Source organism: Cohaesibacter marisflavi (genome assembly GCF_963665895.2).
In the GTDB taxonomy this organism is placed as follows: Bacteria; Pseudomonadota; Alphaproteobacteria; order Rhizobiales; family Cohaesibacteraceae; genus Cohaesibacter; species Cohaesibacter marisflavi.
This window is the reverse complement of sequence record NZ_OY762534.1, coordinates 1,026,687-1,045,344: the sequence shown is the minus strand read 5'-3', so window position 1 is coordinate 1,045,344 and position 18,658 is coordinate 1,026,687. Positions and strand designations below refer to the sequence as shown.

Here is an 18,658-nt window from a genome sequence, read left to right as displayed (position 1 = left end):
TTATGGTTGAAAAAATATTTTATGCCCGCTATCCGATTAGAAACAGATTTGAGGATAGTGTTCGGGACTTCGAGATACGGGAGGATCACGTGGACCTCAGAGAGTTACACTTGACGCACTGGGCCTTGACAAAGCGTGGTGTCAGAAAGGACTGTCTGGATGCTTGAGCCAACGCCTTTTCCCGCCATAGACTCCGATCTGTATTTCGCGCAAGCAGCGCAAAAGACAGCCAGACTACCTCTTACAGACGCAGAACTGGCAGGCCCCTTGGCCAAATATTTTAAGGAAGCCATTCCTGAACCCGATCCGTCGCAACTCGCACTGATAGACGAACCCTGTAATCCTCAAAAGGCGATTTTACCAGACCAGATCAATGATCTTCTCGATCCGGGATATCTGGAAACGGAAACAGGCTGGTGTATACTGCCCAACGGAGCCGGTTTCATTGCCAACAAAATGCTCTACCCCGATGTCACGACGGACATGATCGATTGGTGGTTTGTCTGGCATCCGCTCGAAGGTCTGCGCTATCGCCTCTGGTATCCCGATTGCCACGCGGACACTCAAGTCTCTCCAGAAGATAGAGAGCGGCTGCTGGATGAGAGCATTCCGCTTTCAAAGCGTAATTGGGGCAGGGTGCACTATGTGACAGAAGACGCCGGCGGTGGCATGGAGAATATCGCCATTCAATTCCTCTCGCCTCAAGATTTCGGGTTCGACATAGAGCGCTTCAGGGAGCCCAACATAGCCGCCTTTGCAGGAGGTTTCGGGTTGTCCAAACCGGTTGGAGCAGCAAAGGATGCAATACCGGCACCAGCCATCATGTGCCATTCCTTCCGGAAAACAGAACTGGGCCTTGAACACCGTACGCGTTTCTGGATGGGCTATCTGATCAGAGATGGCAAACCTCGCCTCATGCTCCCACCGGACAGAGCGGTTCCTGCGCCAGCGGTGAAAGGTCTCGCCCAGCATTGCTTACGAGAGTTTACCCGCCTTGGCGAGATGCTACCACGCATTTACGCGGATATGGGGAATAGCCCGATGATTTGAACCAATTGGCATATTGTATCGGGTAGGCGCCAATCGCCACTTAATGTGGGGATTAAAGTGAGCCAAAGGCGCGACCCGACTGAGAGGCCAGTCACCCGTATGACAAACCTCTCTATAAGGAAAGCCGGTCAGAGCCATCTCTTGACCGGCTTTTTTGTTTAAAATCCAATGAGCGCTTCAGATACGCGTTTCCGTTTTCTTATCGAAGACATTGGTGCGCTTCATATCGATTGCACAATTGAACTTGTCTCCGATAGCAACATCGATGCGGTTGTTGATGCGGGCCAGCACCGAGTTGATGCCCCATTTGATGTGGCAGAGAGTATCAGCCCCTGTTGGCTCGACAACATCCACTTCACCTTGAACCACTTCATGGCCATCCTTTACAGGTTCTTCGGTGTAGCTGATATTTTCAGGACGAATGCCGATTATGACCTCCTTGCCGATATAGGCGGACAAATCGGAGTCATAGCCCTTGAGCGAAAGATCAAGCTTTTGACCGTCGGGATCTTTGGTCAGCGGAACATGGGCCACCACATCATCATCCACGGTTTCAAGCCGCGCATTGAGAAAATTCATCGGCGGTGACCCGACCAGACTGGCGATAAAGACGTTGGTAGGTTTGTTATAGATCTCTGCCGGTGTCGCATATTGCTGCACGATGCCGTCCTTAAGGATGGCAATCCGGTCCGCCAGCGTCATTGCTTCGATCTGGTCATGAGTCACATACACGATCGTGGCGTTAAGTTCCTTGTGTAAACGCTTGATTTCCGTGCGCATTTCAAGACGCAACTTGGCGTCAAGGTTTGACAGTGGCTCGTCGAACAGGAAGATTTCTGGTCGGCGCACAAGGGCCCGCCCCATGGCCACGCGCTGCCTCTGGCCGCCCGAAAGCTGCGCCGGTTTCCGGTCCAGCAAGTGATCAATCTGCAACATGGTCGCCACTTCCGACACCAGCTTGTTGCGTTCCTCCTTCGGGATGCCGCGCATCTCCAGACCGAAGGCGATGTTTTTCTCCACGGTCATATTCGGATAGAGCGCATAGGACTGGAACACCATCGCGATGTCTCGGTCCTTGGGATGCACATCATTGACGACCCGATCTCCGATCCGGATTTCTCCTTCCGTGATATTCTCCAGACCGGCAATCATATTCAACAGAGTGGATTTGCCACACCCCGAGGCGCCAAGGAGAACGAGGAATTCACCATCATTGAGATCGAGGGATACATTCTTGATGACCTCGACCGCCCCAAAGCGTTTGACCGCATTTCTTATTGATAGGGATGCCATATTTCTTCTCCTTATCCTTTTACCGAGCCTGCGGTCAGGCCGCGGACAAAATATCGACCGGCAACGATATAAACCAGCAGCGTCGGCGCTGCGGTGATCAGGGCAGCAGCCATATCAACGTTATACTGCTTGACCCCGGTGGTCGTGTTTACAAGGTTGTTGAGCGCAACCATCAGCGGCTGCGACCCTCCGGTGGTAAAGCTGACACCGAAGAGGAAGTCATTCCAGATCTGGGTGAATTGCCAAATGACCGCCACCACGATGATTGGTGGGGAAATTGGCAAAAGGATACGGAAGAAGATCGTGAAAAATCCGGCGCCATCAATGGTCGCAGCCCGAATGAGTTCATCAGGAATCGTGACATAATAGTTCCTGAAAAACAGGGTGGTGAAGGCGAGGCCATAGACAGAATGCACCAGAATGAGGCCATAAACCGTGTTGGTGAGCCTCAGAATACCAAGCGTCTGAGCCATTGGCAGGATAACCACCTGAAACGGCACAAAGCAGCCAAACAGAATGAGCGCAAAGATGATGTTGCTGCCCTTGAAACGCCATTTGGTCAGCGTGTATCCGGTCAGCGCGCCAAGGATTGTTGAAAACAACACCGCTGGAATGGCCATCATCACCGAATTCATGAAATAGGGCTGCAAGCCGGTGCATTGAACACCGATACAGGCCTGATTCCATGCATGCTGCCATGCGGTAAAATTCAATTCATGAGGCAAGGCCAGCAGCGAACCGCCCCGAATTTCTTCCAGATTTTTCAAAGATGTGCTGATAACCACATAGGCAGGCATAAGAAACCAGAAGCAAAACAGCAACAAAATGCTCCAGATCAGCAGCCGTCCGACCCACTGGAATGACGAATTTTCGGGTCTTACGATATCCAGATTAGACATTTTTCGACCCCCTCAGTTCTGAATAGAGATATGGCACCATGATCGCCATCACGGTTAGAAGCATAATGATGGCTGATGCGGCACCAACGCCGATCTCGTTGCGGCGGAAGGTCATCTCATACATGAAGTTGGCTGGCAGCGTAGAGGAGTATCCCGGGCCACCGTTGGTCAATGCAACCACGAGATCGAAGCTCTTGATGGCGAGATGGGCCAGAATGACCACCGCACTCATGAAAACCGGCCGCATGGAAGGCAGAATGATCCTGAGATAGATCTTGGCGGTCGATGCCCCATCCAGACTGGCTGCCTTGATGATATCCTGATCAACGCTCCTCAGCGCTGAAAGGAACAGGGCCATGACGAAACCGGATGATTGCCAGACGGCCGCCATGACAAGCGCATAGACAGCCATATTCTGATCGACGATCCATCCAAAGGAAAAAGACTCCCAGCCCCATGAGCGCACCACGGTCTCCAGGCCCAGAGACGGGTTCATGATCCATTTCCAGGCGGTACCGGTGATCACGAAGGAAATCGCCATTGGGTAGAGGTAAATCGTGCGGATCGCGCCCTCTATACGAATGCGCTGATCAAGCAAAATTGCCAGCAAAACACCAATAATGATGGATATGGCGATGAAGGCCACACCAAAGATTATCAGGTTCGTGAATGCGACATTCCACCGGTCCATCTGGAACAATCGCTCATACGGACGTAATCCGATCAGGGTGTAATTGGGCAGCATCTTCGACTTGGAAAAAGAGATATAGGCCGTCCAGATAATGAATCCGTAGACAAACAGCAATATCGCCAAAAAGCCGGGAGCGATTACAAGCTTGGGGATCAGTCTCTCCAGCCTAACCGCGATTTTTCCCGCAACACTAGCCATTTGGGCTCTCCTTTCTGGGGTGTGGAGGCCAAGGCAAACTCTGCTTTCAAGCGATATGAAAGGAGCGGAAAGCCTCCCTGGATGAAAGGGCCGACCAAAAGGCCGGCCCAAACCCCGCAAGCTTTTATTTGGCGAGCCTGATCGCATCGATCAGTTTCTTGGTTGCTTCTTCTGAGGACATGTCAGAATTGAAGTGCGCCGTTACAACGTCAAGGAAAGCACCGCGAACGGCGCCAGCCTGTGCAATCTCGTGAGCAACAGAGCCGACCAACGTGTCATTTTTGGCAGCAGAAGTCATGTCTTCCATGGATTTGATGGCGCAGGAGTCGAATTTATCCATAGGCACATCCATGCGAGCAGGAATAGATCCCTTGTAAAGATTGAAAGTTTCCTGGAACTCCTTACCCAGGATCAGTTCTGCCAACAAATCCTGTCCTTCTTTCTTGTCTTCGCCTGAGACATTGAACATGGCGAAGCTATCAGAGTTCAGAATATAGCCACCATCGGATGGTGTAGGAGCGCAGATATAGTCGACGCCGGGTTTCTTGCCCGCCGCGGCGAATTCGCCTTTGGCCCAGTCGCCCATGATCTGCATGGCGGCTTCCCCGCGCATAACCATAGCGGTGGCCAGGTTCCAGTCGCGACCCGGATAATCGGGATCAATATAGTCACGCATTTTCCGCATCTGGTCGAACACCTTGATCATGGTGTCAGAGCCAAGAGCGTCCTCATCCAGATCTACCATTGCTTTCTTGTAGAAATCGATGCCACCGATGCCCAGAACGACGGTTTCGAAAACCGTTGCATCCTGCCAGGGCTGCCCACCATAGGCCAACGGAACGATACCGGCTTCCTTTAGCTTGTCAGCCGTTGCGTTGAATTCGTCCCAGGTCTTTGGCACTTCAGCTCCGACTTTTGCCAGAACTTCCGGGTTAGCCCAGATCCAGTCGACACGATGCACGTTGACCGGCACGGCAACATAATGACCATCATATTTGACAACATTCTTGATGGCTTGTGGCAGGATGTCGTCCCAGCCTTGAGCGTTGGCTACGTCGGACAAATCGCCCAGAGCGCCAGCTTCTGCCCATTCGGCAATATTCGGCCCTTTGATCTGAACGGCAGCAGGTGGATCACCCGCCAATACGCGAGAACGCAGCACTGCGGCCTGCGCATCGCCGCCGCCACCAGCGACAGGCGCGTCGATCCATTTACCGCCACGTTTTTGAAATGCTTGTTGAAGTTCCTTGATGGCCTTGGCTTCCCCGCCAGATGTCCAATAGTGCAGGACTTCGGCAACAGGTTCAGCCTGAGCTGCAAGTGGCGTAGCAGCCAACGCAATCGCTCCCATAAGAGCGAGCTTCAGAGATTTCATTTTTTCCTCCCAAGATAAAATGAAAACAAAATATGCCTATTGATTGTAGAATGGATTCTCTGGAACCAGCAGCCGGTTTTTGTAAGTTTTTGTATCAGAAACTGTGTTTGGTACCGATGTATGTTACAAATTGTAACATTGACACTCTTGTTGTCTAAAATGGATTAGTCAAGAGTATTAGGGGGGAGGAAACAGGATGCAGCGTATCCATATCATTGAGGATGATCCTGAAATTTCAGCGCTTTTGTCTTCCTATCTGGATGCACGCCATTTTCAGTGCGTGGTCTCGGAATCCGCAGAGGTTGCCTATAGGCGCGGCAATGTCATGTTTGATCTACTGATCGTCGATCTGATGTTGCCCGGTGAAAGCGGCCTTGAATTCTGCAAGAAGGTGAGGGCCACGTCTTCTGTTCCGATTATCATCCTCTCGGCAGTAAAGGGAGACACCGAACGCATCATCGGGTTGGAACTGGGAGCCGATGACTATATGGAGAAGCCCTTCAATCCACGCGAACTGTTGGCGCGCATCAATGCGCTGTTAAGGCGCACAGGGCCGGGCGAGCGCAAGACATCCGCTGGCAAGCTCTCCTTTGATGGCTGGGTATTGGATCTGACGAACGAGCAGTTGCATGCGCCAAGGAATCTGCTTGTTCCGCTCAGCACGCGCGAATATGCCGTTCTCTCCATATTGGCACAGGCGTCCCCCAATCCGGTATCCCGTGACGAATTGGCCCAGCTGCTGATTGGCCATGACATTGAGCCTGGTGATCGCCGTATTGATATTCTGGTTAGTCGCTTGCGCAAGAAGCTGACCGACGTGGATAGCAAGGCTCAGTACATCCGTACGGTGCGCAATCAGGGCTACAAATTCTGTTGCGAGATTGAAAGCTCCAATGGAACGAGTTCAGCGCGATCGACCACTCTCTAGAAAGAGCTGAAGGCCATGCGGCAATCCATTCTGTCCATATTCCCACGCAGCCATGCCGCGCGTATCGCGACAATGCTCTCTCTGGCCTTCATGGCAGGTATCGCTACGACCTGGATAGTGGTGCAAACCTATCTGGACCGAAGAGCAGAGCTCTCCATTGCAGAAATGACGGGCGGCCGCCTGTCTCAGATCATAGAGCGCTGCCTCAATAGTCTCGAACCGGCCAAAATGAATTGCGCTGGACAGGAGAAACCCTATAGCTTCCGCTTTCATAATAGCTTCCCAAGGGAGCAAGACAGCTTTGTGTCACCGCTGATCCTTATATTGAACGATAAGCGCGTCAGGGCAGCGGTTCGCTTCAGGGATAATCCGCCTTTACCGGGACTGCTCAGTTCGCGCAACAACAGCACGGATTTGCAGCAAGACAGCATCTATAACCCGACACTGGATGCGACAGATGGATCACGCACCTTCAATCAGCCCATCCCGGCTTCTGTGCGTCTGGCATCCCTTTCTCTGGCCATCGCCAGACAGGATATAGAAGCCACGCTCTATATCTTCCTTGAACAAGATCAGGTGCTTGAAATCTCGTCTCCCTTGCTCTGGCGGGCGCGTTTTTCCGAGACACAAGGCGCATTCCTCACGCTCTTCGTCGCCGCACTCACTCTTTCGCTTTGCTTCCCCTTTTCCTCCACTCTCATGCTGCCATTCAGAAAGCTGAGCCAAGGCACCAAATACACGCGCAAATCTCTCGGACCGTTCGCTCCCACTGAGGCGCTAGCCATTCAGGACAATATGCGCGAACTGGTCAAACGTTTCGACCGGGAACGCGAACGACAGCTACTCGGCCTTGCTGCCATTTCCCACGATCTGCGTACGCCTGTAACCCGCATGTTGCTTCGCACGGAAATGATCAAGGAAGAAGAGACCCGAGAGCGCTTTGCCAGCGATCTGGAAACCATCCACGATCTTGTGGAAGGGGCGCTTGATTTCCTCTCTCTGCACAAGAATACCGAAGAGCGTCATCGCTTCTCGCTGAGTTCGCTCATCACCAGCCTGTGCGATGACTATCAGGATATGGACAAGGATGTGAGCTTTGACTCAACGCTTCCGATTGAAATTGAAGGGGTTGCTTCCGTATTCAGCGTCGCCCCATCCATCGAGCTCTCCACCCAGACACGCGGTTTCATGATAGGCAAGCCCAAACAGTTGCGCCGGGCACTCTCAAACATCATTGATAACAGCCTCAAATATGGGAAATACGCCAAGGTGTTTCTTGGCTATGATGGCAGCGAGCAGACCGTTATCACCATCGTTGATGGAGGTCCAGGCATCCCCAGTGACCAGATCGAAAAGGTGTTGCTTCCTTTCGAGCGGGGCAATGAAGGCCATAAAACCAAAGGCGTTGGGCTGGGGCTGAGTATCGCCAATGAAATCGTGCACAACCACAAGGGCGAAATGACCCTCAACAATAGCAACGAAGGCCTGCGCGTTGAAATCACACTGCCACGCGACATTTTCACGAACTAGTACCGAAAGGTCCGTAAAGCGCATTCGATGGACAAGAACCTGTCGATAATCTGCCTCTGAATTAGAGAACTTAGTAGCATTGACAATTCATGCAATCGGCGTGTCAACCAACAGACAATAGGGCACAGCATTCGCACATGTGTAAAGTCTTCTTGCAGATTCAAAGCCTTACAAACCAAAGTTTTAGCTTTTCTCAAAGCCCCCCCAGAACAGCCAATGAATAGGGATGAAATCGAATTCATAATTTTGTTTGAAATCGATTTCATTTCTCCCCAGACTGCAACCATCATTTGTGACATGGGAGGAAGCAGATGAAGTTGAAAACAGCACTTCTGGGGATGGCCGTGATGGCTCTGGCTGTTCCTGTAGCGCAAGCTGAAGACTTTACCATCGGCTTGTCAAACGGCTGGGTTGGCTCTGAATGGCGCACCCAGATGATTGAGGAAGCTCAAGCAGCTGCCGAAAAATGGAAAGACAAGGGCGTAGACATCAAGGTCGTTGTGCAAAGCGCCAACGTTGATGTGCCCGGACAGATTGCGCATGTTCGCAATTTCATCAATCAGGGCGTCGATGCCATTATCATCAACCCCAACAGCCCGACCGCCTTTGACCCGGTCTTCGCACAAGCCAAGGAAGATGGCATTCTGGTCATTTCGACCGATGCGGAAGTCTCCTCGGAAGACGCAATCTATGTGGGCATCGATCAGACCAACTGGGCCGCTCTGAGTGCACAGTGGCTCGCAGATACCCTTGAAGGCTCAGGGCAGGTGGTCGCCATCAACGGCGTTGCCGGACATCCGGCCAATGAAATGCGCATTGCTGGCTATACCAGTGTGTTTGACCAATATCCTGATATCAAGGTCGTCAACGAAGTCAACGCCAACTGGGATCAGGCACAAGGCCAGCAGGCCATGCAGAACCTACTGGCAACCTATCCCGATATCGACGGTGTCTGGGTACAGGATGGCATGGCAGCGGGTGCCTGGCGCTCTCTGATGGATGCCGGAAAAGCCGGTGAAGTGGCAGCAACAGGCGAAATCCGCAAGGACTTCATCGATCTGTGGGTGAAGAATGATTTCACCTCAGGCGCCTCTGTGAACCCTCCTGGCGTCATGGCCAGCGCTCTCAATGTCGCGGTGTTTATGCTTCAGGGTAGGGAACTGAAAGAACCGGCCTCTGCAGGCCAGTATAAGAACGCCATGTATCTGCCTATTCCGTTCATCGACGGGGACAATGTCGAAACTGTTGCCAAGGAACTGGAAGGCAAACCGGGCTTCTATTCCTACACAAGCGCGCTGAGCATCGACGAAGCGGAAGCATACTTCAAGTAATCACGATGAGTGATGCCGCAGACCTAAAGTGTCTGCGGCATCCTTCGACAGACGATAACGAAGGTGCATCGCCATGAGTCGATTGAAGCTACAGCAGATTTGCAAATATTACGGTGCAACAACTGCTTTGGCCTCCGGGGATCTGCTGCTCGAGCGCGGCGAAATCCATGTTTTGATTGGAGCCAATGGATCGGGCAAGAGCACGCTCTGCAAGGTCATCGCTGGCAGCGTTCGGCCAGATGGCGGCACGTTTGAACTCAATGGCAAACCGGTCACGCTGTTTGGCCCGCAAGCTGCGCGGGAAATGGGCATTTGCCTGTTCTATCAAGAGCTGAGCCTGGCCAACAGCCTATCAATCGCCCAGAATATCAACCTTTATCACCTGCCAACCCATGCAGGTGGCCTGATAGATGATGCCGAACTCAACAAGAGAGCTGAGCATTATATCAGCAAATTCGAAACGGTAATCGGAGAGGGGTTCACCCCCGATGCTCCGGTGGCGAAGCTGCGCCCCGACCAGAAACAACTGGTTGAAATCATGAAGACGCTGGCCAGCGAAGCCGAGATCCTGATTTTTGATGAACCGACCTCAGCGCTTGATCGCTCGCAGGTGGAATGCTTTTTCTCCATCTTGCGCGAGCTGAAGGACGAGGGGCGGTCGATCATCTTCATTTCCCATCGTATGGACGAGATCTTCGATATTGCGGACAGGATCACCGTCATTCGCGACGGCACAACAGTTTCCTCGCGCCTTATTGAAGAGACGGATCACTCTACAGTCATTCGTGACATGATCGGAGAGCAGCCCGAAGCCGCAGCCCTAGAGGCCAGCCTAGCCCCGCAAGCCGAAAAGAAGACCGAAAGCTGTCTGGTCGCCGAAGGACTCTCGGGAGCGCATATTCGCAATGTCGGCTTTTCCCTTGCCAAGGGTGAAATCCTCGGCCTTGGAGGCTTGCACGGTCAGGGTCAATCGACCTTGCTACGCACCCTGTTTGGCGCCGAAAAGCTCCAGTCCGGCTCACTGCTGCTCAATGGTGAGGCGGTTCACCCGACAAACCCGCGCGCGGCCATCAAGAATGGCTTTTCCTATGTTTCCGGTGATCGCGTGCGTGATGGTGTCATAACCGGCCGTTCCATCATGGAAAATGTGTCGCCCATCCATTTCCTCAAGGACAAGACATTTCTCGCCTTCCCGAGTGTGCTTGCACGCATCATCGAGCCTGCTCTCGGCGCACTCAATACCAAATATTCCAGCCTCGGAGCCTCCATCAGCTCTCTTTCGGGAGGCAACCAGCAGAAGGTGGTCATCGCCCGCTGGTTGACCAATCCGCCCGATATCCTGTTGTTGGACGACCCGACAAAGGGCATCGACCTCAGCGCCAAAAGCGAACTCTTCGCGCTGGTGCGCAAGCTCGCGGACGAAGGCATGGCGATTATTCTCTATTCGTCCGAAGATGGCGAGCTGCTTGCCCATTCAGACCGCATTCTGGTCTTCAACAATGGCTCGGTTTCGCGCGAACTCGTGGGCGAAGACAAGACACGCTTCAACCTCTATGAGGCAGCATATTCGGGGGCACAATGACCAAGGCCATATCATTCAAATCCCGCATGGCAACCTTGTTAAGGCGCTTTCCCTTCATACCGGCGCTTGGCATGCTGATGCTGCTGTTCATCCTGAACGGCATCGCCGAACCCAACAGTATGACGGTGCGTGCGCTCAAGGGCGTTGCGAGCACCTATCTTGCCCTTGTGTTTCTGTCCGTGGGCCAGACCTTTGTGGTCTACACCGCCGATATTGACCTGTCTGTGGGAGCCATCCTGTCTCTGGTCAATGTATCCATTGTGGTGATCATGAGCCAATTCGGCGGCGAACCCTATGTGGTTTTGTTAGCGCTGGGCGCAGGCATAGCGATCGGCGCCTTATGTGGCCTGATGAATGGCATCGTCGTCTCCGGCTTGCGTATGCAAGCCATCGTGGCAACCTTTGCCACCAGCATTCTTATTTCCGGTATCGCGCTCTGGGTATTGCCGGTGGCTGGCATGCCGGCACCAAGCCTCTTCTGGAAGGTCTATGGTGGGCGCAGCTATGGCATTCCCAATGTCTTCTTCTTCATCGCCATTCTGATCGCGCTTCTGGCTATCATGGCGAAAACCGGGCTTGTCACCAAGCTGCTCGCCGTGGGCAATGGACAGCTATCGGCTTATCAATCCGGCCTGTCAGTGACGCGCATCCGGATCTACGGCTATATCATCTGCGGTATTTTTGCAGCCCTTGCCGCCTTCTGCATCACGGGTGATACGGCCAGCGGCGATCCGCTCGTGGGCGGAGCCATGACACTGTCGAGCGTGGCCGCTGTTGTGCTGGGGGGGACAGCCCTTTCCGGCGGCATCGGGTCAGCCTTTGGCTCGGCCATCGGAGCGATCATCATCGGCTTGATCAGCTCGCTTGTCTTTTATGCAGGCGTCCCGTCGCAATGGCAGAATCTGGCCCAAGGGGCGACAATCCTTGTGGTGCTGATGCTCGGTGTTCTGGCTTCCAAGAGGATCAACCAATGACCATCATGCAGCATAGCAACCCGCAAGTGTCCCGATCCACACTCTTTGTCTATCTGAAAAACCCGCTTCTGGTCGCATTCATTCTGATCGTGCTTCTGCTCACTGCGGGCGAAGCATTGTCACCCGGCTTTGCTTCGATGGAACAGATCCTGCGTCTGCTCATCGTGGCAGCCTTGCTCGGTATCGTCGCTGCCGGGCAAAATCTGGTTATATTGGGGGGACGCGAGGGGATCGACCTCTCTGTCGGAGGGGTCGTATCCCTGAGCGCCGTGCTCGCTGGCAATGTCATGGATGGCAGCAACGCCAATATCATTGCCGCCATCCTCGTTTGTCTCGCTGCTGGCGGGCTGGTAGGTCTGATCAATGGCGTTGGCGTAACCATTTTCGGCATTCCGCCGCTTGTGATGACCCTTGGCATGCTCGGCGTGCTTCAGGGCCTTCTGGTGGTCATAAGACAGGGCATTCCATCGGGCCTAGCAGCTCCTGCGCTTGCCAATTTTGTCTCCAAACCCTTCCTGTTCAATCTACCCGGCATCATATGGCTCTGGGCAGCGGTAGGGCTGCTGATGGCCTTCCTGCTGATGCGCACATCCCTTGGACACAAGATTTACGCCATCGGCTCAAACGAAAATGCCGCCTATATGGCGGGTGTGCCGGTGCGGCTGATCCGCATCATGCTGTTCGCCCTGTCGAGCATGTTCGCAGCGCTCGCGGGCATCTGCATTCTTGGCTATTCAGGTACCTCCTTTGCCAATGTGGGCGATAGCTACATGCTGTCTTCGATCATCGCGGTTGTTCTCGGAGGAACCCCACTTTCCGGAGGCAAAGGCGGCTATACAGGCACGATGGCCGGTGCTTTCCTGTTGATCCTGATGCAAAGCATCCTGACCACACTCAGCATAGGCGAATCCGGTCGACAGGTCGTGTTTGGCCTCACCCTGCTTGTTCTCCTCTTGTTCTATGGTCGCAGCAAGGCCTTGCGCGGATAGCAACAACAACAGGAACAAAAAGGGGGACCATAAGAAGCGAACGAGGGCAATCGTGAACAAGAGGGCAAAAATCAAAGATATCGCACTCAAGGCCGGTGTATCGCCGACGACGGTCTCGCGCGCCTTGAGTGGCACAGGGCTGGTCGCGGAGCCGACACTTAGCCATATTCGCGCGATTGCCGAAACACTGCACTATCGCCCCAACATAAGCGCGCGCAACCTCAGAACCCAGAAGACAATGTCGATCTTGGTGGTGGTCCGCGACATCGGCAACCCCTTTTATCTGGATATCTTCAAGGGCGCAGAAAGCATAGCCCATGATGCAGGTTACTCGCTCTTGATGGCCAACACCGAGGACGACCCCAAGCGAGAAGCCGACTATTTCAACATGTTGAGCGATGGCCGTGCTGACGGAATGATTCTGATGACCGGCAAAATGCCGCTCGATTGCGACTTGCCTCACGACATCTCCCAAAAAGTGGTTGTGGCTCTTGAAATGATCGACAATGTCGACTTGACCCACGTGGTCATTGACAATGAATACGCCTCCATCGAGGCGATTGATCATCTCGTCTCGCTGGGGCACCAGAAGATTGCCTATATCGCAGGCCCCATTCCCGAAGGCATGAGCGTGAGGCGTTTGGCGGGATTTCGCCACGCCATGATGGCCGACGGGCTCAAGCTGCCGGAGGCCTATATCCAACAGGGCAATTTCAGCTATCAAAGCGGAGAGAGAGCCGCCGACCGTCTTCTTGATCTGCCAGACCCACCGACCGCCATTTACACGGCCAATGATGAAATGGCTTTCGGCGCCATACGTGCGGCCAAAAAGAGAGGGCTTTCCGTACCCGAGGATCTTTCGATCTTCGGCTTTGATGACACCTATCTCGCCGAGGCTTTCGTGCCCGCCTTGACGACCGTGCGCCAGCCATGCCTTGAAATTGGACGTCGTGCCATGACACGGCTGCTCGCCCATCTTTCCGGCGATAATCCGGACACGGACTCCATCGTGGTTCCAACAGAGATTGTCATCAGGGAAACAACCGCACCACCGCCACAAAAGACCTATCATCCATCGTATTGAGCAGGAATCCGGCTTGATTGGCTGTTCAGGGAGACACAGGCCTCGGTCCCTGTATCAACACAAAAACCAATTAGAACCAGTATCTGAATATGAATTAGGGGGAAGACACGCATGACAATGACACCCAAAGACACTCTGACGATAGGCCTCGTGGGAAGTGGTTTCATCACTGAGTTTCATCTCAAATCGATGCTCGGTGTACGTAATGTCAAAGTAGGTGGGGTTTATAGCCGTAGCGAAGAAAACCGCCAGCGCATCGTCGATCTGGCCGCGGAGCTTGGGCTTGGTCCATGCACCTCCTTTTCTTCGCTGGACGGCATGCTTGAAGATGAGGGCATCGACGCCATCTGGATTCTGTCGCCTAATCACACGCGCCTTGATATCATGCGCCAGATCCATGCAGCCGTGACCGAGAAGCGCAGCAAGATTGTTGCCGTTGCCTGCGAGAAACCGCTCGCGCGCACCATCGGTGAGGCAAATGAAATGCTCCGGCTGGCGGAAGACGCCAAACTCAATCATGGCTATCTGGAAAATCAGGTCTTCTGTACGCCAGTCTTGCGCGGTAAGGAGATCATCTGGCGGCGCGCAGCGGCCAATGCCGGGCGACCTTATCTCGCGCGCGCAGCCGAGGAACATTCCGGCCCCCACGCAGCCTGGTTCTGGCAAGGCGACAAACAGGGCGGCGGCGTGCTCAATGACATGATGTGCCACAGTGTCGAGGTTGCGCGCCATCTTCTGACCGATCCGGCAAAACCGCGCAGCTCGCTCAAGATCAAGGCGGTCAATGGCACCGTGGCCAACCTAAAATGGACACAACCCCAATATGCCCAGCAGCTGAGCGAGCGCTATGGACCAGACGTTGACTACCGCAACAGACCATCGGAAGATTTTGCCCGCGCCACCATCACGCTGGAAGATGAAGAGGGCCACGACCTGATGATCGAGGCGACGACGTCATGGGCCTATGTGGGCGCAGGTCTGCGCATCCAGTTGGAACTGCTTGGACCGGAATATTCCATGGAATTCAATTCTCTGGCCACCGGCCTCAAGATCTTCATGTCCCGCGAAATCTCGGGTGCCGAAGGCGAAGATCTGGTCGAAAAGCAAAATGCCGAGCAGGGGCTCATGCCCGTGCTGGAAGATGAAGCAGGCATCTATGGCTACACCGATGAAAACCGGCACATGGTAGAATGCTTCCGCAAGGGAGAAACTCCAAGCGAGACATTCGTAGATGGAGTTGCCGTGGTGCAAATGCTCATGGGACTTTATTATTCGGCGGAAGAGGGCAGGACGGTCACCTTCCCGGCAGAGGAGCTGGAAAATTATGTGCCAATGGTCGCGCGCGTGGGCGCTGACTAAGCATCAAGGGAAATAGAGTATTCCGGGCGACGCAGACCCTTTGACGTCGCCCATTTTATTATCTGGAGAAACTCACGGGCAACGTGAATCTGATCTGACTTTTTCCCGTTCCAGCCGGAATGTCGGGGAAGGGGGCGGCTCTTTGCGCCATCTTCAAGGCCGCCTTATCGAGGGTGTCGCTCCCGGATGAGCGCACCAACTGCAAACCGGACATGGCCCCGTTGCGCGCAACGACAAAGCGAATGACCGCCGTTCCGGTCTCCCCTCTGCGCCGCGCCGCATTGGGGTAGCGTTTCTTGCGTGCCACTTCAGAACGCACCTTGCCCTTATAGTTCGACGTCAGAGCATCGCCGTTGGAAGTGGTGCTTCGGCCCCCGTTGCCACCTGTAGCGCCAGCACGCCCCTTGCTGTTGGCAACAGAACCACCCTTGCGAGATGCTACAGTTGCTTTGCGGGCTTTCTGTTGCTTTTCAGCGGGCTTGGCGGCTACCCGTTTGGGCGCAGGTGGGCGCGCTTTAGGCTGCGGCAAACGCTCGATAACCTGGGCTGTGGCTTGAACGGGCCGCGCTTCCACTGTCTTGACAGGATCTGGCTCAATCTTGCTTTCTTCAACTATCTGACGCGGAGCCACCACTGATGCGTCTTTCAATACTTCAGCTTCATCCGTATCGACGGGCTCGATCGCCTCGGGCTTGACGATATCAGGGCTGTCCAACGCATCATTTGCGGTCAGATCTTGTAGCTGGCTATCCAAAACAGCGTCCGGCGTAACCGCAGCCATCTCTTGTGCACTGATTTGCTCAACGGCCGGGCGAGTTTGTTCAGTGACCACCTCTCTTGGTTCAACAGGCTCGACAGGATCAACGGGTCTCTGGCTCTCGGACACCTCCTCGACGCGCGTCGGCTCCACAGCATCCTGCGCCACGGAGTTAAACAGGCTACCCACTTCGAGCGCCGTCGCGCCAGCGCCCCGTTCCTCGCGGAACTCTTGCGGAGCATCAAGCAACAGCCATGCACCGAGACCATGCACGAGTAGGGATAACAGGATAAATAGGGACAAACCGGATAGGCGCATCAGTCTCCCTCACGCAAGGTAACCAAACGGATTTTGCGATGCCCCGCAGCACGAAAGGCCTGCAATACGGTCATCAGTTTTTTGGCGGGGAGCGCCTTATCAGCCAGTATATGAAGGATTTCATTGCTCTGGGGCGAAGTAGGAGCGACACCACTCGCGCTGCTGGCCTTGGCTGGTTGCAGTGCATCGGCAGCAGGGAACAGCGCTAACATCTCTTTAAGGCTCAGCTCGCGTCCGTGATGAATGAGCGTGCCATCAGCCAATATTTCTACCGCATTGCCAGCAGGGGGCATTTGCTCAAGCTTGCTGGCATTGGGTGGCGTCAACTCAGAGGAAACCGGAGGCGCAACCGTACCGGCAATAAGAAAGAAGATCAGCATCAGAAACACGATGTTGATGAGCGGTATGGTATTGTCCGGCAGGACTTTCTTATGGGCTTTCGCCTTATGCATACGCATGGTGATCAACCAGCTTCAAAGGCTGGATCTCCTTCAATCAATTCGCCAGAGATACGGATTTGAGTTTGCTCGACTTGACGGTCTCAAGAAGCGCAACCAACTCCTGCAGGGTGACATCGCCCCTTGGCACAATCACAGCCCGCTCAACACCTTCTGCAAGAAACGGCTCCAATGCCGCATCCAAACCGCCAAGCTCCGTTACACGGCCATTGAGCCGCAGCACGCTATCATCAGAAAGAGACATGATCAGCTTGGGCCGTTCCCCGCCTGAACCAGACCCAACACCCGCGACGCCCAGATCCAGCTGACTATAACGTGAGAAGGTGGAGGACAGCATGAAGAACAGCAACAGCAGAAAAATGACGTCGATAAGAGACGTCAGGCCGACAATTGAGCGCCTTTTGCGTGGCGCACTAAGTCGCATAGCCAAGCCCCCCTTGACCGGATGTCGCCTCTGCAGAATAGGCCGACGCTTTGTCCGTCAGTTGGCCAGTCAGCACCGCCGTTACCAATTCTTCCATCACGCTCTGTTCGCGCTCAACCCTGCTAGCGAACCAGTCTGCGAATAAGCTCGCAGGAATGGCCACAGCCAAACCCACTGCAGTCGTCAGCAGAGCCACCCAAATGCCACCCGCCAGCACCGACGGATCAACAGTCGCCCCGCCTTCCTGAAGCCGCTGAAAAGCCTCAATCATGCCGATCACAGTGCCGAACAAACCCAGAAGGGGTGAAATCTGACCAACGGTTTCAAGAAACCGCAACATGACCCGCGTTTGCGAGAGAGACTGCAAAGCAACCCGTTCGATATCTTCGCGTATCAGGGCCTGTTTATCCGGATGGTTCACTTGCCCCCGCATGGCGTGCGCGACAACGATTGTGACAGGGGACTTGCCTTTATCCAGCAAGGCAAGCGCATCTTCCCGTTGCCCAGCACGCCAAAGTCCAATGGCCTTGCGTGCCCGGCTGTGTCGACCGATACCGATAAAGGAAAACTGCCATAGCTTATAGAGAATGACAGACAAGGAAAGAACCGACAAGACAGCAAGCAGCATGACCACCGGACCACCCATGTCGATCATGGAGTGGATTTGCCCCCATAGGGCATTCAGATCAAAACTGCTCGAGGTGTCGGCAGGCGCATTTCCAACGGCATCACCAACCACATCCATAGCGGGCCTAGCTCCAGAAGATTGCCCCATAGTTTGAGTGGTTTGAGCAATTGTCGTGGCAAGATCCGAAGCTGACCCTGTTGCACTTTCAGTCATGATGAAACTTCCGATTAACAGAATATAAGGTTAGAAAAACAAGGACTGAGGGTCCAAAGGACCTACAGCCCCAGCTTGATATTGGTGCGGGAAGAGGGGCGTAGCGCAGCAAGACAGCTGCTGGCCGTCATGCCCTCTGCCTGACAGTCCGAAACGTCATTGATCAGAATTTCGCTCAGCGCGTCGCAGTCCACATCGGGCAAATCAAATTGACGCAGCCGACGTTTGCCTTCGCTCAAGGCGCCCGTACTCAGAACCATCAGATCCTGCGCCAATCCCTTTTTATCCAGCATGACAATCTCTATTCCCATCGTCTGCAAGGGCATACCAAGGTCATTGCGGATGAGGAAGGACAGTCGGCAGGCACCTTCAAGCGCTTGAGCATTGTTAAGCTCAACAGAAATCACCCTATCGCTATTCGGTGCAGCTTCTGTTGCCTGTGCAGAAGCGTGCAGCAGAGGAAAAAGGCAAGAAAATCCAATCAGAAAGGACTTACGAATTGGCATTCTATACGCTCCCAAATTTAAGAAACCATCCATCCATCAATGCAGCAGAGCTGGTGATCTCTTCAAAACGA

At 54.0% G+C, this 18,658-nt stretch carries 18 protein-coding genes; 9 read left to right on the top strand and 9 right to left on the bottom strand.

Features of this window, described 5'->3' with window-relative positions; genetic code table 11:
* The first annotated feature begins 159 nt into the window (after positions 1-159).
* Complete coding sequence (locus ACKPCT_RS05925) at positions 160-1,050, top strand: DAPG hydrolase family protein (RefSeq protein ID WP_319568663.1); 891 nt, start codon at positions 160-162, stop codon at positions 1,048-1,050.
* Between the two features lie 177 nt (positions 1,051-1,227).
* Here ACKPCT_RS05925 and ACKPCT_RS05920 read toward each other — a convergent pair whose 3' ends face one another.
* The 4 genes from ACKPCT_RS05920 to ACKPCT_RS05905 form a co-directional block, all read right to left on the bottom strand.
* On the bottom strand, positions 1,228-2,343 hold the full coding sequence (locus ACKPCT_RS05920; protein WP_090073653.1) for an ABC transporter ATP-binding protein: 1,116 nt from the start codon (positions 2,341-2,343) through the stop codon (positions 1,228-1,230).
* A gap of 11 nt (positions 2,344-2,354) precedes the next feature.
* A complete protein-coding gene (locus ACKPCT_RS05915; protein WP_090073651.1) occupies positions 2,355-3,242 on the bottom strand; it encodes a carbohydrate ABC transporter permease in 888 nt (295 codons plus the stop codon).
* Positions 3,235-4,131 (bottom strand): carbohydrate ABC transporter permease, encoded by an 897-nt coding sequence (locus ACKPCT_RS05910; protein WP_090073649.1) that lies wholly within the window; start codon positions 4,129-4,131, stop codon positions 3,235-3,237. Before ACKPCT_RS05910 ends, ACKPCT_RS05915 begins: the two co-directional genes overlap by 8 nt.
* 124 nt (positions 4,132-4,255) lie before the next feature.
* Positions 4,256-5,506 carry an ABC transporter substrate-binding protein gene (locus tag ACKPCT_RS05905; protein ID WP_090073648.1) on the bottom strand — a complete coding sequence of 417 codons (1,251 nt, stop codon included), beginning with the start codon at positions 5,504-5,506 and terminating at the stop codon, positions 4,256-4,258.
* A 196-nt stretch (positions 5,507-5,702) separates the two neighbouring features.
* Here ACKPCT_RS05905 and ACKPCT_RS05900 point away from each other — a divergent pair, with 196 nt between their 5' ends.
* From ACKPCT_RS05900 to ACKPCT_RS05865, 8 genes are all read left to right on the top strand, one after another.
* Positions 5,703-6,434, top strand: coding sequence for a response regulator (locus ACKPCT_RS05900; RefSeq protein ID WP_090073646.1), 732 nt, complete (start codon positions 5,703-5,705; stop codon positions 6,432-6,434).
* A gap of 15 nt (positions 6,435-6,449) precedes the next feature.
* Entirely contained in the window at positions 6,450-7,964 is a 1,515-nt protein-coding gene (locus ACKPCT_RS05895; RefSeq protein ID WP_090073645.1) for a sensor histidine kinase, read from the top strand.
* 338 nt (positions 7,965-8,302) lie between these two features.
* Complete coding sequence (locus ACKPCT_RS05890; protein ID WP_319569389.1) at positions 8,303-9,295, top strand: ABC transporter substrate-binding protein; 993 nt, start codon at positions 8,303-8,305, stop codon at positions 9,293-9,295.
* A gap of 73 nt (positions 9,296-9,368) precedes the next feature.
* Entirely contained in the window at positions 9,369-10,877 is a 1,509-nt protein-coding gene (locus ACKPCT_RS05885; RefSeq protein WP_319568662.1) for a sugar ABC transporter ATP-binding protein, read from the top strand.
* The gene (locus tag ACKPCT_RS05880; RefSeq protein WP_090073640.1) at positions 10,874-11,851 is read left to right on the top strand and encodes an ABC transporter permease; all 978 of its coding nucleotides are present in this window, start codon (positions 10,874-10,876) and stop codon (positions 11,849-11,851) included. Before ACKPCT_RS05885 ends, ACKPCT_RS05880 begins: the two co-directional genes overlap by 4 nt.
* Positions 11,852-11,856: 5 nt before the next feature.
* Positions 11,857-12,840, top strand: a complete 984-nt coding sequence (locus ACKPCT_RS05875; RefSeq protein ID WP_407652478.1) for an ABC transporter permease — start codon at positions 11,857-11,859, stop codon at positions 12,838-12,840.
* A 52-nt stretch (positions 12,841-12,892) separates the two neighbouring features.
* On the top strand, positions 12,893-13,924 hold the full coding sequence (locus ACKPCT_RS05870; protein ID WP_319568660.1) for a LacI family DNA-binding transcriptional regulator: 1,032 nt from the start codon (positions 12,893-12,895) through the stop codon (positions 13,922-13,924).
* A 111-nt stretch (positions 13,925-14,035) separates the two neighbouring features.
* Positions 14,036-15,283 carry a Gfo/Idh/MocA family protein gene (locus ACKPCT_RS05865; RefSeq protein WP_319568659.1) on the top strand — a complete coding sequence of 416 codons (1,248 nt, stop codon included), beginning with the start codon at positions 14,036-14,038 and terminating at the stop codon, positions 15,281-15,283.
* 58 nt (positions 15,284-15,341) lie between these two features.
* On the opposite strand, the gene ACKPCT_RS05860 is transcribed toward ACKPCT_RS05865, so the two are convergent.
* The 5 genes from ACKPCT_RS05860 to ACKPCT_RS05840 all read right to left on the bottom strand — a co-directional run bounded on the left by ACKPCT_RS05860 (position 15,342) and on the right by ACKPCT_RS05840 (position 18,587).
* On the bottom strand, positions 15,342-16,358 hold the full coding sequence (locus tag ACKPCT_RS05860) for an energy transducer TonB (protein ID WP_319568658.1): 1,017 nt from the start codon (positions 16,356-16,358) through the stop codon (positions 15,342-15,344).
* Positions 16,358-16,816: an ExbD/TolR family protein gene (locus ACKPCT_RS05855; protein ID WP_319568657.1), complete on the bottom strand. Its 459-nt coding sequence runs from the start codon at positions 16,814-16,816 to the stop codon at positions 16,358-16,360. The genes ACKPCT_RS05860 and ACKPCT_RS05855 overlap by 1 nt, the downstream gene beginning before the upstream one ends.
* Before the next feature lie 37 nt (positions 16,817-16,853).
* Positions 16,854-17,240 carry an ExbD/TolR family protein gene (locus ACKPCT_RS05850; RefSeq protein ID WP_319568656.1) on the bottom strand — a complete coding sequence of 129 codons (387 nt, stop codon included), beginning with the start codon at positions 17,238-17,240 and terminating at the stop codon, positions 16,854-16,856.
* Complete coding sequence (locus ACKPCT_RS05845) at positions 17,230-18,081, bottom strand: MotA/TolQ/ExbB proton channel family protein (protein WP_319568655.1); 852 nt, start codon at positions 18,079-18,081, stop codon at positions 17,230-17,232. The genes ACKPCT_RS05850 and ACKPCT_RS05845 overlap by 11 nt, the downstream gene beginning before the upstream one ends.
* 62 nt (positions 18,082-18,143) lie before the next feature.
* Positions 18,144-18,587 carry a hypothetical protein gene (locus ACKPCT_RS05840; RefSeq protein ID WP_319568654.1) on the bottom strand — a complete coding sequence of 148 codons (444 nt, stop codon included), beginning with the start codon at positions 18,585-18,587 and terminating at the stop codon, positions 18,144-18,146.
* Positions 18,588-18,658 lie beyond the last annotated feature (71 nt).